Annotated in this window: 13 protein-coding genes; 4 read left to right on the top strand and 9 right to left on the bottom strand. The window is 70.1% G+C overall.

Translation table 11 applies throughout. The features are described from left to right. Positions 1 to 28: 28 nt before the first annotated feature. From M3B01_RS13390 to M3B01_RS13400, 3 genes are all read right to left on the bottom strand, one after another. Positions 29 to 1,153, bottom strand: a complete 1,125-nt coding sequence (locus M3B01_RS13390) for a BMP family protein (protein ID WP_259792841.1) — start codon at positions 1,151 to 1,153, stop codon at positions 29 to 31. A gap of 316 nt (positions 1,154 to 1,469) precedes the next feature. Further along, complete coding sequence (locus M3B01_RS13395; RefSeq protein WP_396123376.1) at positions 1,470 to 2,723, bottom strand: M20 family metallopeptidase; 1,254 nt, start codon at positions 2,721 to 2,723, stop codon at positions 1,470 to 1,472. Positions 2,724 to 2,837: 114 nt separating this feature from the next. Then, complete coding sequence (locus M3B01_RS13400) at positions 2,838 to 4,019, bottom strand: mannose-1-phosphate guanylyltransferase (RefSeq protein WP_259792848.1); 1,182 nt, start codon at positions 4,017 to 4,019, stop codon at positions 2,838 to 2,840. A gap of 261 nt (positions 4,020 to 4,280) precedes the next feature. Here M3B01_RS13400 and sdhC point away from each other — a divergent pair, with 261 nt between their 5' ends. The 4 genes from sdhC to M3B01_RS13420 all read left to right on the top strand — a co-directional run bounded on the left by sdhC (position 4,281) and on the right by M3B01_RS13420 (position 7,734). Further along, a complete protein-coding gene (gene sdhC, locus M3B01_RS13405) occupies positions 4,281 to 4,658 on the top strand; it encodes a succinate dehydrogenase, cytochrome b556 subunit (RefSeq protein ID WP_193864634.1) in 378 nt (125 codons plus the stop codon). Position 4,659: 1 nt separating this feature from the next. Next, positions 4,660 to 5,118, top strand: coding sequence for a succinate dehydrogenase, hydrophobic membrane anchor protein (gene sdhD / locus M3B01_RS13410; RefSeq protein WP_259792851.1), 459 nt, complete (start codon positions 4,660 to 4,662; stop codon positions 5,116 to 5,118). Positions 5,119 to 5,188: 70 nt separating this feature from the next. Next, positions 5,189 to 6,964, top strand: a complete 1,776-nt coding sequence (sdhA, locus tag M3B01_RS13415; protein WP_259792853.1) for a succinate dehydrogenase flavoprotein subunit — start codon at positions 5,189 to 5,191, stop codon at positions 6,962 to 6,964. Then, positions 6,964 to 7,734: a succinate dehydrogenase iron-sulfur subunit gene (locus M3B01_RS13420; protein ID WP_259792856.1), complete on the top strand. Its 771-nt coding sequence runs from the start codon at positions 6,964 to 6,966 to the stop codon at positions 7,732 to 7,734. The genes sdhA and M3B01_RS13420 overlap by 1 nt, the downstream gene beginning before the upstream one ends. 77 nt (positions 7,735 to 7,811) lie before the next feature. On the opposite strand, the gene M3B01_RS13425 is transcribed toward M3B01_RS13420, so the two are convergent. From M3B01_RS13425 to M3B01_RS13450, 6 genes are all read right to left on the bottom strand, one after another. Beyond that, entirely contained in the window at positions 7,812 to 8,633 is an 822-nt protein-coding gene (locus M3B01_RS13425; RefSeq protein WP_259792860.1) for an exodeoxyribonuclease III, read from the bottom strand. 139 nt (positions 8,634 to 8,772) lie between these two features. Beyond that, the gene (locus M3B01_RS13430; RefSeq protein ID WP_259792864.1) at positions 8,773 to 9,678 is read right to left on the bottom strand and encodes a bifunctional methylenetetrahydrofolate dehydrogenase/methenyltetrahydrofolate cyclohydrolase; all 906 of its coding nucleotides are present in this window, start codon (positions 9,676 to 9,678) and stop codon (positions 8,773 to 8,775) included. Between the two features lie 162 nt (positions 9,679 to 9,840). Next, positions 9,841 to 11,109, bottom strand: coding sequence for a serine hydroxymethyltransferase (glyA, locus tag M3B01_RS13435; protein ID WP_396123375.1), 1,269 nt, complete (start codon positions 11,107 to 11,109; stop codon positions 9,841 to 9,843). Positions 11,110 to 11,175: 66 nt separating this feature from the next. Next, complete coding sequence (locus M3B01_RS13440) at positions 11,176 to 12,309, bottom strand: UDP-N-acetylmuramate dehydrogenase (protein ID WP_259792866.1); 1,134 nt, start codon at positions 12,307 to 12,309, stop codon at positions 11,176 to 11,178. After that, positions 12,306 to 12,827: a MaoC/PaaZ C-terminal domain-containing protein gene (locus M3B01_RS13445; RefSeq protein ID WP_259792869.1), complete on the bottom strand. Its 522-nt coding sequence runs from the start codon at positions 12,825 to 12,827 to the stop codon at positions 12,306 to 12,308. Before M3B01_RS13445 ends, M3B01_RS13440 begins: the two co-directional genes overlap by 4 nt. A 14-nt stretch (positions 12,828 to 12,841) precedes the next feature. After that, the coding region (locus tag M3B01_RS13450; RefSeq protein WP_259792872.1) for a MaoC family dehydratase N-terminal domain-containing protein at positions 12,842 to 13,154 on the bottom strand (313 nt) is incomplete at its 5' end.

Raw genomic sequence — 13,154 nt, forward strand, 5'->3', positions numbered from 1 at the left:
AGGCGGAGCCGCGTCACGAGGGTAGGGGTCAGGACTCCTTGGGAGCAGCCTCGGACTCGACGGTCACGGTGCCGTCGATGATCTCCTGCGTGAGGGTGTCCAGCTCACCCTTCAGCTCCTCGGGGACCTTGTCCTCGAAGTCGTGGAACGGGGCCAGGCCCACACCACCGTTCTCCAGGGTGCCCACGTACGGGGAGTTCTCGAAGGAGCCCTCGGAGCCCTCGGCGGCCACGTCCTGCACGGCCTCGCCCATCAGCTTCATCACGGAAGTGAGGATCACGCTCTGCGCCTCGGCGTCGGAGGAGTTGGTCTCGTAGCCATCGGCGTCGACCCAGATCACCATGCGGCCTTCGCCCTCCTTGGCGGAGGCCAGGGTGCCGGCGCCCACGGGGCCTGCCACCGGCATGACGATGTCCGCGCCGGCGTTGTAGAACTCGTCGGAGACGGCCTTGCCCTTGGACTGGTCCTCGAAGGAGGCGACGATGGAGCCGGACTGGGAATCCTTGTTCCAGCCGAGCACCTCGACGTTCGTGCCGTGGGTCTCGTTGTAGTGGGCCACGCCGTCCACGTAGCCGTCCATGAAGATGGTGACGGTGGGGATGTCCATGCCGCCGTAGGTGGCGACCTTGCCGGTCTCGGTCATGCCGGCGGCGAGATAGCCGGCCAGGAACGCGGCCTCGGCGGTGTTGAACTCGATGGGCTTGACGTTGTCCAGCTCGATCGGGTTGCCGTCTGCGTCCTGCGCGGTGGAGTCCACGATCGCGAAGTCGATGTCCTCGTTGGCCTGGGCGGCGTTGCCGGTGGCCGGGGCCAGCAGGAAGCCCACGGTGAAGATCAGGTTGCAGTCCGAGGAGACGAGGTTGTTGATGTTGGGCTCGAACTCGGAGACGGCGGTGGACTCAGCGGTCTGGGTCTGGATGCCGAGCTCCTCCTCTGCGGCCATCAGGCCGTTGTAGCTGGACTCGTTGAAGGACTTGTCGTCCCAGCCGCCGGAGTCGGAGACCATGCAGGCCTTGTATTCGCTGCCGGCACCGCCGGCGTCGCTGCCGCCGCCACCGCCGTTGCCGCCACCGGCCTCGGGAGCGGTGCCGCACGCGGCAAGGGTGAGGATTCCGGCGCCGCCGAGGGCGAGCGCGCGCGAGAGGTTCTTCATGAAGGATCTCCGGTGTGACGAGCAGGAGGATGTGGACAGGGACCGGACGGGTCCGCATGGTGGGCGGCCTGAGCGTCAGCGGTCCACTGCAGGGTATCCGGGACCGGCGTCCCGTGTACGGACCGACGGCCCATCGACATGAACCGTTATGAAATCGACGCGCACATGACAGGCACGTTAACTGCGTGCGAACACGAATCCGCAGCCCACCGCCGATGACGGCCGAGAGGCAGATCACAGGCGAAGTCGGCAGTGTGCGCCGGACGATGGGCCCGGGTTGCGGGAATGCCGGGGTGCGGGGGGCTCCGATCCGCGGTCAGGCGGCGTGGGCGTCGCGCAGCAGGCAGGCGGCGGCGAGCACCTCGGCGCCGATGTCGATCGCCCGCTCGTCGATCATCAGATCGCCCATGTGGAGGTCGTAGGTGCGGCCGCCGGGGGTGCGCGTGCCCAGGCGTGCCAGGGCCCCGGGCACCTTCTCCAGGTACCAGGCGAAGTCCTCACCGCCCAGGGACTGCGCCGTCGGGTCAAGGTTCTGCCTCCCCAGAACGCCGGTCACGGCGGCGGAGAGCACCTCGACGCTGTGCGGGGAGTTGGACACCGGGGGCACCCCGCGATCATGGGTCACCCGGGCCTCGACCCCCCAGGGACGCACCAGATCGGCCAGGACCTCCTCGAGCAGGTCCTCGGCACGGTCCCAGGCGTCGTGGTCCAGGCAGCGCAGCGTCCCCTCCAGGGTGCCCGAGCTCGGGATCGCGTTGAAGGCCGAACCGGCGTGGATGCTTCCCCAGGTGAGGTTGACCCCGGAACGGGGGTCCATGCGCCGGCTCAGTGCCGCCGGCAGCTGGGTCGCGATCGATCCCAGGGCGTAGACCAGGTCCTGGGTGAGGTGAGGCCGGGAGGTGTGCCCGCCGGCTCCGCGCACCTGGATCCGCACGGGATCAGTGGCGGAGGTGATGGGTCCCGACTTCAGGCCGACGTGGCCCACGTCGACCCCGGGGTCGCAGTGCAGGGCGAAGATCGAGTCGACGTCATCGACCACGCCCTCGCCGATCAGCTCGAGCGCTCCGCAGGGGTGCTTCTCCTCCGAGGGCTGGAACACCAGGCGCACCCCGCGCCGCAGGGCGCCCTCCTCGGCGACCCGGACCAGTGCGTGCGCGGCACCGATCACGGCGCTCATGTGCACGTCATGGCCGCAGGCGTGGGAGACTCCCTCGACCGTGGAGCGGTAGGACACGGTGGACAGCTCCGGGATCCCCAGGGCGTCCATGTCGGCTCGCAGCGCGACGGGCTTCAGATCGGGATCGGAGCCCGGGATGTCGCACACCGCACCGGTGCGGGGCATCCGCTTCGGCTCGAGCCCCAGGGCCTGCAGCTGCTGGACCACGCAGTCGGTGGTGCGGTGCTCCTCATGGGAGAGCTCGGGGTGGCGGTGCAGATGGCGGCGGATGTCGCGCAGCTGCCGGGATCGTTCGACGATCGTGCGGTGGAGCAGGCCGTCCGGACCCAGCAGCCCCTCCCCCGTGCGTCCCTGCGCGGGGGCGACCGATGCTGTCGTCCCGGTGGCTGCGATCACCAGCGGCTGATCCACCTGTGCTGTCCTTCGTCCGTTGCTGCTGTCATGTCCCGGCCATGTCGTCCCGGATCGGGGATGCAGTCGCTGCTCCGGGCGGGTCGCCGTCGGCGATCAGCGCAGATGGTCCAGGCCTACCTGGGGCAGTCGGCCCACCAGGGTGCCCAGATCCTGGGCGTGATCGTCGGCGAGGACGAGCAGCACGTCCTCGGTGTCGACGACGCTGACCCCGTCCAGCCCGACCAGGGCGACGTGGCGATGGGTGGCACCGTACACCGTGGCCCGGGAGTCGACGGCATCGACCCGTGCGGTGCCCAGCACCTGGACATCGGACCCGTCGCGGCGCACGCCGACTTCCTCCCTCGTGCCCGCGCGGGCACGCAGCTGACGGGCGAGGGCGGCGAAGTCGCCGACGTCGTCCCAGTCGAAGGAGGCAGGCACGACGGCGACCCTGCCGGCCGCCGCGAGGGGCTCGGCCAGCGCGTGGTCGATGGCGATGCTGGTGAGCGTGGGCCAGAGGCGCTCCATCACCTCCCGCTCCTGCGCGGTGCCGCGGGCGGCGGCGATCGAGCGGACCCCAGCGGCGAGAGGGGGGATCTGTTCGGCCAGGGCATCGAGCAGCACCCCCGCCCCGACGGTGAACATGCCTGCGTTCCACAGGAACCTGCCGGTGGTCAGGAACTCCTCGGCGAGGGCGGCGTCCGGCTTCTCCACGAAGCGGACGACCGGGCGGGCGCCCGCGGCACGCAGCTGACGCTGGGCGGGGTCGCCGGCTCCGCCGCCCTCGGCCCCGTGGCCATCCGATGCCGGGGCCTGTTCGATGTAGCCGAACCCCGTGGCGGGATGAGTGGGCTGGATGCCGAGGGTGACCAGGTGGCCCAGCTCAGCGGCTCGTCGGGCGGCGCGGACGCTCTCGGCGAAGCCCTGGGTGTCCGCGATCAGGTGGTCGGCGGCGAAGGAGCCGATCACAGCCGTCGGCTCCTCGCGCTCCACCACGGCTGCGGCCAGCGCTATCGCCGGCATCGAATTGCGCGGGGTGGGCTCGGTCAGCACCCGGGCCGTCGCCCCCGCCTCCGCGACCTGCTGCTGGACGGCATGCGCGTGCCCACTCCCGGTCACGATGACGGGCGGTCGGTCCGCCAGGGGCGCCAGCCGTGCAAGGGTCTGCTGCAGCAGGGAGGAGCCGCTGCCGGTGAGGTCCAGCAGGAACTTCGGATGCGTGCTGCGCGACAGCGGCCACAGCCGTGTTCCGGCGCCACCGGCGGGGATCACGGGAACGAAGGGCATATCGGACATGGCGACAGCGTACCCAGGCCCCGGCGGACCTCTCAGACCCCGGCAGGTGCGCGCGGACCTGCACGTCCAAGTGCTAGGCTGGCCAGGCCCCTGTCGGGGGCGATGATGATGTCGCCGTGTCGTGACGTGCTCGTCCGCTCGGACGCGCACAGTCAGCGCGGGCCGGTCACGGACTCGCTCCGGCACCCGGTTCTCGCGAGGCTCGCGTCGCGGCAGTGCATCCTTCCCCTCGGCCCCATCCCGTCGTTTCTGGAGGACCTTGTGGCATCAGCCCAGTCCGGGACGCTCTATCGCGGCCGCGAGGGCATGTGGTCCTGGGTCGCGCACCGCATCTCGGGAATGCTCATCTTCCTGTTCCTGCTCGTGCACGTCCTGGACACAGCACTGGTGCGCGTCTCCCCCGAGGCCTACAACGAGGTGATCGGCCACTACAAGTCCGTGGTGTTCGGCCTCGGCGAGATCGGTCTGGTCGCGGCTGTGCTTTTCCACGCGCTCAACGGCCTGCGGATCATCCTGGTGGACTTCTGGTCCCAGGGCACCCGCCACCAGCGCGCACTGTTCTGGGGTGTCGTCGCGGTGTGGGCGCTGCTGATGATCGGCTTCGTCCCCCGCCACCTGATGCACATGTTCGGAGGCTGAGATGACTGCACAGTCCACCACCCAGATCCCGGATCCCTCCACCCGGTACCGCCGCACCGGCCAGCGCGGGATCAACACGGAGATGCTGTCCTGGCTGTTCATGCGGGTCTCCGGCGTGCTGCTGGTCATCCTGGTGTTCGGTCACCTGTTCGTGAACCTCTGGCTCGGCGAGGGCGTCAAGGGCATCGACTTCGCGTTCGTCGCCGGCAAGTGGACCTCCCCGTTCTGGCAGGTGTGGGACCTGCTGATGCTGTGGCTGGGACTCATCCACGGCGGCAACGGCGTGCGCACCATCATCAACGACTACGCGCGCGGCTCCACGCTGCGCCTGGTGCTCAAGGGCCTGCTGTACTTCGCGGTGGTGCTCACCATCGTGCTGGGAACCCTGGTTGTCTTCACCTTCGATCCGTGCCCCGTGGGTGCCGATCCGTCCCTGCTTCCCTCCATCTGCGAGGGCTGAGCGCGCCCGCCCGGCGCACCACCCCCTGCACTCCTTCTCCTGTCGTGATCGAAACGGAGCACTGACCCCCATGCAGACCCATAGCTACGACGTGGTGATCGTCGGCGCCGGCGGCGCCGGCATGCGCGCCGCCCTGGAGTCCTCCAAGCGCGCCCGCACCGCCGTGGTCACCAAGCTGTACCCCACCCGGTCCCACACCGGCGCCGCCCAGGGCGGCATGTGCGCCGCTCTCGCCAACGTCGAGGAGGACAACTGGGAGTGGCACACCTACGACACCGTCAAGGGCGGCGACTACCTGGTCGACCAGGACGCCGCCGAGGTGATGGCCAAGGAGGCCATCGATGCGGTGCTGGACCTGGAGAAGATGGGGCTGCCGTTCAACCGCACCCCCGAGGGCCGCATCGACCAGCGCCGCTTCGGCGGTCACACGCGTGAGCACGGCGAGGCTCCTGTGCGCCGCGCCTGCTACGCGGCCGACCGCACCGGGCACATGATCCTGCAGACCCTCTACCAGAACTGCGTCAAGCAGCAGGTGGAGTTCTTCAACGAGTACTACGTGCTGGACATCCTGATGACCGGCGACCCGCGCACCGACGACGGCGTGCGCGCCGCCGGCGTGGTCACCTATGAACTGGCCACCGGGGAGATCCACGTGTTCCGCGCGAAGTCCGTGGTGTTCGCCTCCGGCGGCTTCGGCAAGATCTTCAAGACCACCTCCAACGCCCACACCCTCACCGGTGACGGCCCGGCCATGGCGCTGCGCCGGGGCATCCCCCTGGAGGACATGGAGTTCTTCCAGTTCCACCCCACCGGTCTGGCCGGTCTGGGCATCCTGCTCTCGGAGGCGGCCCGCGGCGAGGGCGGCATCCTGCGCAACAGCGAGATGGAGCGCTTCATGGAGCGCTACGCTCCCACCCTGAAGGATCTCGCCCCGCGCGACGTGGTGGCCCGTGCCATGGCCAACGAGGTGCGCGAGGGCCGCGGTGCCGGCCCCAACAAGGACTACGTGTACCTGGACCTCACCCACCTCGAGCCCGCGCACATCGACGCGAAGCTCCCGGACATCACCGAGTTCGCCCGCACCTACCTGGGCGTGGAGCCGTACACCGAACCCGTCCCGGTGTATCCCACCGCGCACTACGCGATGGGCGGCATCCCCACCAACATCCGCGGCGAGGTGCTGCGCAACGAGGTGGACACCATCCCCGGCCTGTACGCAGCCGGCGAGGTGGCGTGCGTGTCCGTGCACGGCGGCAACCGCCTGGGCACCAACTCCCTGCTGGACATCAACGTGTTCGGCCGCCGCGCCGGCATCGCTGCCGCCGAGCACGCCGCCACGGTGGACCTGCCCGAGCTGGCCGAGGGCGTGGAGACCCCCACGGTAGAGCTGCTGGAGCGGCTGCGGGATCGCCCCGCCACGGAGGATCGCATCGCCGACATCCGCCGCGACCTGCAGGAGACCATGGACGCCAACGTCCAGGTGTTCCGCACCGACGAGACCTGCCGCAAGGCCCTGGCCGACATCGCCGTGCTGAAGGAGCGTTACGCGACCGTCGCCGTACAGGACAAGGGCAAGCGCTACAACCTGGACCTGCTGGAGGCCGTCGAGCTCGGCTTCCTGCTGGACCTCGCCGAGGTCGTCGCACTCGGCGCCCTGTACCGCAGGGAGTCCCGCGGCGGTCACTTCCGCGAGGACTTCGAGAAGCGCGACGACGCCAACTTTCTGCACCACACGATGGCCTACCGCACCTTGGAGGGTGAGGAGGGCACCGAGGGCACCCAGATCCGTCTGGGCACCAAGCCCGTCGTGATCACCCGCTACGAGCCGAAGGAGCGCACGTTCTGATGTCAGTCGTCGCCGACAAGCCCCAGGCCACCTCTCCCGAGTCCAGCGCCGGCGAGATCCCTTCCTTCGATGTCACCCTGCGGATCGCCCGTTTCGATCCCGAGGGCGAGAAGGGTACTCACTGGCAGGACTTCACCGTCACCATGCACGGCACCGATCGCGTGCTGGACGCCCTGCACGAGATCAAGTGGCACCTGGACGGCTCCCTGTCCTTCCGTCGCTCCTGCGCGCACGGGATCTGCGGGTCCGACGCCATGCGGATCAACGGCCGCAATCGCCTGGCCTGCAAGACCCTGCTGAAGGACCTGGACATCGACAAGCCCATCACCATCGAGCCCATCAAGGGCCTGCCGGTGGAGAAGGACCTCATCGTGGACATGGAGCCGTTCTTCGACTCCTACCGCGAGGTGATGCCGTTCCTGGTCGCCAAGGGGCAGGAGCCCAGCCGCGAGCGCCTGCAGTCCGCTGAGCAGCGCGAGCGGTTCGACGACACCACCAAGTGCATCCTGTGTGCCGCCTGCACCTCCTCGTGCCCGGTGTTCTGGACCGACGGCCAGTACTTCGGCCCCGCCGCGATCGTCAACGCGCACCGGTTCATCTTCGACTCGCGTGACGATGCTGGCGAGCAGCGGCTGGAGATCCTGAACTCGCGCGAGGGCGTGTGGCGCTGCCGCACCACCTTCAACTGCTCGGAGGCCTGCCCGCGCGGCATCGAGGTCACCAAGGCCATCGCGGAGGTCAAGCAGGCCGTGATCCGCGGGCGCATCTGAACTCCCAGCACTGAGCAGAACGCCCCTCATGGTCCGCTGCCGGATCGTGAGGGGCGTTCAGCGTGGGGCCGAGGGCCTCAGGAGTAGGTGACCACCAGCGGGGCATGATCGGACCAGCGAGTGTCGTAGCTGGGTGCTCGATCCACCTGGGCGGAGGTGGCGCGTGCTGCGAGGTCCGCAGTGGCGATCTGGTAGTCGATGCGCCAGCCGGAGTCGTTGTCGTAGGCCTTCCCGCGCTGGGACCACCAGGTGTACGGACCGGGCCCCTCACCGGCGAGGGCGCGATGCACGTCCACCCAGTCGCCCTCGACCAGCAGCCGGTCCAGATAGGCGCGCTCCTCGGGCAGGAAGCCCGCCGACTTCAGGTTGCCCTTCCAGTTCTTGATGTCCACCTCGCGGTGGGCGATGTTGATGTCCCCGGTGAGCACGACGTGACGCCCGTCGGCCCGCAGCTGGTCGAGCCGCTCGAGCATGACGTCCAGGAACGCGTACTTGTCCGTCATGGTCTGCGGCTTCTCGGTGTTGCCCGAGTGCATGTAGCAGGAGATCACGGTGAGCTCCCTGCCGTCGTCGAGCGGATCCTCGAGATCGGCCTCGAGCCAGCGCCCCGTGTGGGAGTCGCCCTCGAGACCCGGGAGCCCGCGGCGCACGTCGTCGAGGTCGATCCGCTCCAGCTCCGTGCGCGCAGCGATCGCGACGCCGGCGCGTCCCTTGAGCTGGGAGGCCTCCCCCACGATGCTCCAGCCCTCGCCGACGAGATCGGCGATCAGCTCGTCGGGTGCCCGCACCTCCTGCAGGGTGATCACATCGGCGGTGGTGTCGGCGAGCCAGTCGGCCATGCCCTTGCGGGCAGCCGCTCGCAGGCCGTTGACGTTGACGGTGGCGAGGGTGAAGGTCATGGCCCCAGTATCACCGTGTGGCGCGCCCCCGGTCGAACCGAGAGGCACCGGAGCCGAACCGGCGACGCCCCTGGGGCCGGGTCGGACCGTGCTCGGCCCGCTCGGCGGCAGGGGAGCTCACCTGGCGGGAGCGGGCCGCTCAGCCCTGTGCGCTGTGCTCGATCCCGGCTGCGTGCTCGGCCATCTCCACCACGTTCTTGACCAGCAGGGCTCGTGTCATCGGGCCCACGCCGCCGGGGTTCGGCGAGATCCAGGAGGCCACCTCGGCCACGCGGGGATCGACATCGCCCACCAGGCGGGCCTTGCCGGTGTCCTCGTCCTCCTGGCGGGACACGCCCACATCCAGCACGATCGCGCCCGGCTTGACGTCCTTTGGGCGCACCAGGTGCGCGGTGCCGGCCGCGGCCACGATGACGTCTGCCCGACGCAGATGGGAGGGCAGGTCGCGGGTCCCGGTGTGGGTGAGGGTGACGGTCGCGTTGATCGCCCGGCGGGTCATGAGTGCCCCGATGGAGCGGCCCACGGTGACGCCGCGCCCCACCACCACCACGTCCTTTCCGTCCAGTTCGATCCCGTGGCGTTCCAGCAGCTCGATGACCGCGCGCGGGGTGCAGGGCAGTGGGGTGTGAATGTCCCCCTTGGCGTTGAGCACCAGGCGCCCCAGGTTCATCGGGTGCAGCCCATCGGCGTCCTTGGCAGGGTCCATCCGCTCGAGCACCGCGTCGGTGTCGATGTGCCCGGGCAGGGGCAGCTGGACGATGTAGCCGGTGCAGGCCGGATCGGCGTTCAGCTCGTCCACGACGGCTTCGATCTGCTCCTGGTCGGCATCGGCGGGCAGGTGCTTCTGGATGGAGTTCATGCCCACCTGCTGGCTGTCGCGGTGCTTTCCGCGCACGTAGGCGGCGCTGCCGGGGTCGTCCCCCACCAGCACGGTGGCCAGCCCGGGCTGGGGGTGGCCGGCGTCGATCAGAGCGGCGACCCGCTCGGCGAGCTCGGACTTGATGGCCTTGGCGGTGGCCTTGCCGTCGAGGATCTGTGCAGTCATGGAACTGGTTCGTCTCCTTGGTGATGGGGCATCCCACGGGGTCGGTGGGGCGTGCCCCCGCGTCGATGAGCCTGGCCCTCGGGTCGGCGGGGCGTGCTCACCGGTCGATGGTGCGAGGTGGGTGCTCGTGCCCGGGCTCGGGGCGGGCCCGGGCACGGCGCCTCAGTACTGCTGGAGGTCGGCGTACAGCGGCGTGGCGTCGGCGAGCACGGCGGTGCGGCGGCGCAGGGATTCCAGGTCGGCCTCCGGCAGCAGTGCCTGGGCGATCACGTCAGCCACCTCGGTGAACTCCTCTGCACCGAAGCCGCGGGTGGCCAGGGCCGGGGTGCCGATGCGCAGACCGGAGGTGACCCGCGGCGGGCGCGGATCGTTGGGGACCGCGTTGCGGTTCACGGTGATGCCCACCTCGTGCAGGCGGTCCTCGGCCTGCTGGCCATCCAGCTCGCTGTCCACCAGGTCCACCAGGACCAGGTGCACATCGGTGCCCCCGGAGATCACCTTGACGCCGGCGGACTTCACATCCTCGGCCTGCAGCCGGTCGGCGAGGATCCGGGCGCCCTCGAGGGTGCGCGCCTGGCGGTCCTTGAAGTCCTCGGAGGCCGCGATCTTGAGCGCCACTGCCTTGGCGGCGATGACGTGCATGAGCGGCCCGCCCTGCTGGCCGGGAAACACGGCGGAGTCGATCTTCTTGGCCCACTCCTGCTTGCACAGGATCATGCCGGAGCGCGGACCGCCGATCGTCTTGTGGATCGTGGTGGAGACGACGTCCGCGTACGGGACGGGGCTGGGGTGCAGGCCGGCGGCGACCAGGCCGGCGAAGTGGGCCATGTCCACCCACAGGGCCGCGCCCACCTCGTCGGCGATCTCGCGGAAGGCAGCGAAGTCGAGGTGACGCGTGTAGGCGGACCAGCCGGCGACGATCACCTTGGGCTGCTCGGCCACGGCGAGCTCGCGCACCTTGTCCATGTCGATCAGGCCGGTGCCCGGCTCGGTCTCGTACGCGACGATGTCGTACAGGCGGCCGGAGAAGTTGATCTTCATGCCGTGGGTGAGGTGACCGCCGTGGGCGAGGGAGAGGCCCATCAGCTTGTCGCCGGCGCGTGCCAGTGCGTGCATGACCGCGGCGTTGGCGGTGGCGCCGGAATGGGGCTGGACGTTGGCGTGCTCGGCCCCGAACAGTGCCTTCGCGCGGTCGATCGCGATCTGCTCCGCGACGTCGACCTCTTCGCAGCCCCCGTAGTAGCGCTTGCCCGGGTAGCCCTCGGCGTACTTGTTGGTGAGCACGGAGCCCTGGGCCTGCAGCACAGCGCGCGGCACGAAGTTCTCGCTGGCGATCATCTCCAGCGTGCGCTGCTGACGGGCGAGCTCGGCATCGAGCACCCGGGCGATGTCCGGGTCGAGCTCGGCGATGGACTGGTCGAGGACGTTCACAGGGCCTCCTGCGGGCATCGAGGTGAGGAGCGGGGGCATCGTTGCCGCTCCCATCCTAGAGCCCGCTCACAGATCCAGGCCGAGGCGTACGGGTTCCGGGACGAGATCGATCCCGAAGGCGTCCCGCACGCGCTCCTGCACGTCACGAGCGAGGGCGACCAGGTCGTCGCTGCCGGCCCCGCCCCGGTTGGTCAGTGCCAAGGAGTGCTTGGTGGACACGGAGGCCGGGGCCTCGGGCGCGATCCGGTGACCCAGTTCGATCCCCGCGCTGCTGATGAGCCAGGCGGCGCTGGTCTTGACCTGCTCCGCCCCTGCCGCATAGCGGGGAGCGCCGTCGGGCAGGCGCTCCGCGGTGGAGCGCTCGAGGATCGGATTGGTGAAGAAGGAGCCCGCGCTCCAGGTGTCGTGGTCAGCGGCGTCCAGCACCATCCCCTTCGCGCCGCGGATCCGCAGCACCGCCTCCCGCACCTGCGCCATCGGCACCCTGGCGCCGACGTCCACACCGAGCTCGCCGGCCAGCTGCGCGTAGCGGATCGGGGCGGAGAGGCTGCCGATGGTGTGCTGGAACGTCACCGCCAGCACCACGTACCGGCCAGTGGCGGAGCCCGCCGCTCCCTCGTAGGGCGTGCGCTTAAAGACGCTGTCTCGGTACGCGAATCCGCAGTCGGCAGCGAAGAACGTGCGCACCTTCTGCTCGTGGCGGTCCCAGGTGCGCACCCGGGTGATGGTGGTGGCGACCTCCTGACCGTAGGCGCCGACGTTCTGGATCGGGGTGGCCCCCACAGCGCCGGGGATCCCGGAGAGGGCCTCGATGCCGACCATCTCACGAGCGATCGCGTACCGCACGGCGCGATCCCAGTTCACCCCGGCGAAGTACTCGACGACAGCGCCACCGCAGGTGGGGTCCAGCGGACTGAGCTCGGAGGGATCCACGGCGATCCCGTCCGGCTCCCCGGAGGGGCTGATCTCGCAGGTCGCATCGAGCAGCGGGGCATCTTCCGGGTCCCGCAGCAGCACCACGGTCCCCTCGAAGGGCGCATCGGAGGCGACCAGGTTGGAGCCCCCGCCGAGGACGAGCAGCGGCTCGCCGGCCTCGTCAGCGGCGCGGACTGCCTCGATCACCTCGGACTCGGTGCGGGCCTCGACCAGCGTGCGGATCTGCCCGCCGATGCGCAGGGTGGTCAGGTCCGCCAGCCTCATGCGGCACCGCCCACGGGCGCGTCTGCCCTGCCAGTAGGCAGCGCGACGGTGGCACGGGCGCGTCCCAGCACCTTCGTCTCCCCCACCTGGGCGGTGAGGTCGATCCGGGCGGTACCGGCCTCCTCGTCGACGGCGCCGACCACGGCGACCACCTCGAGCAGCACCTCACCGGTGGCGGGGACCTCGATGGGACTGGTGAAGCGCACCGAGTAGGAGCGCACGGCGGTGGGGTCGCCGATGGCCTCGATGACACCGTTGATCGCAATGCCCATCGTGAGCATGCCGTGGGCGATCACGCCCGGCAGCCCGGCCTCGGTGGCGGCGGTGTCGTTGTAGTGGATGGGGTTGAAGTCGCCGGAGGCCCCGGCGTACCGCACCAGGGTGTCCCGGGAGAGGGGGTGCGTGGTCCGGGCGATCTCCTGCCCCTTCGTGAGGGAGGTGAGGTCGATCGGGGGGTGCACGGCGCCCGTCGGCTCCTTCGCGACGGGCTGCGCGGGGGTGTGTGCATCGGTGTTCATGGTTCCTCCTGGTGTCACTCGCCGCGGACCACGAGCATGCTGCGCACGCTGGCCACGCCCCGCCCGGTCTCATCGGTCACGTCCACCCGGGTGGCGACCATGCTGTGCCCGCCCGCGGAGCGGATCGACTCGACGGTGAGCGTGGGCACCAGGCGGTCACCGGCCACCACGGGGCGGTGCAGGTCGAAGGACTCCTCCCCGTGCACCACCCTGGTGAAGTCGATGCCTGCCGCCGGGTCCTCGATGTACTGCGCCTCAGTCGCCTGCGCCAGCGAGACCAGGAAGGTGGGCGGGGCGATGACGTCGGCGTGGCCGGGCGCGCGCGGG

Origin of the sequence: Brachybacterium sp. p3-SID957 (assembly GCF_025144775.1) — a bacterium.
GTDB lineage: Bacteria > Actinomycetota > Actinomycetes > Actinomycetales > Dermabacteraceae > Brachybacterium > Brachybacterium epidermidis.

Bases quoted from the DNA above. Each gene is read 5' to 3' on its own strand.
- M3B01_RS13390 (WP_259792841.1), bottom strand. From the start codon at position 1,153: ATGAAGAACCTCTCGCGCGCGCTCGCCCTCGGCGGCGCCGGAATCCTC.
- M3B01_RS13445 (WP_259792869.1), bottom strand. From the start codon at position 12,827: ATGAACACCGATGCACACACCCCCGCGCAGCCCGTCGCGAAGGAGCCG.
- sdhA (WP_259792853.1), top strand. From the start codon at position 5,189: ATGCAGACCCATAGCTACGACGTGGTGATCGTCGGCGCCGGCGGCGCC.
- M3B01_RS13425 (WP_259792860.1), bottom strand. From the start codon at position 8,633: ATGACCTTCACCCTCGCCACCGTCAACGTCAACGGCCTGCGAGCGGCT.
- sdhD (WP_259792851.1), top strand. From the start codon at position 4,660: ATGACTGCACAGTCCACCACCCAGATCCCGGATCCCTCCACCCGGTAC.
- M3B01_RS13430 (WP_259792864.1), bottom strand. From the start codon at position 9,678: ATGACTGCACAGATCCTCGACGGCAAGGCCACCGCCAAGGCCATCAAG.
- M3B01_RS13400 (WP_259792848.1), bottom strand. From the start codon at position 4,019: ATGTCCGATATGCCCTTCGTTCCCGTGATCCCCGCCGGTGGCGCCGGA.
- M3B01_RS13420 (WP_259792856.1), top strand. From the start codon at position 6,964: ATGTCAGTCGTCGCCGACAAGCCCCAGGCCACCTCTCCCGAGTCCAGC.
- M3B01_RS13440 (WP_259792866.1), bottom strand. From the start codon at position 12,309: ATGAGGCTGGCGGACCTGACCACCCTGCGCATCGGCGGGCAGATCCGC.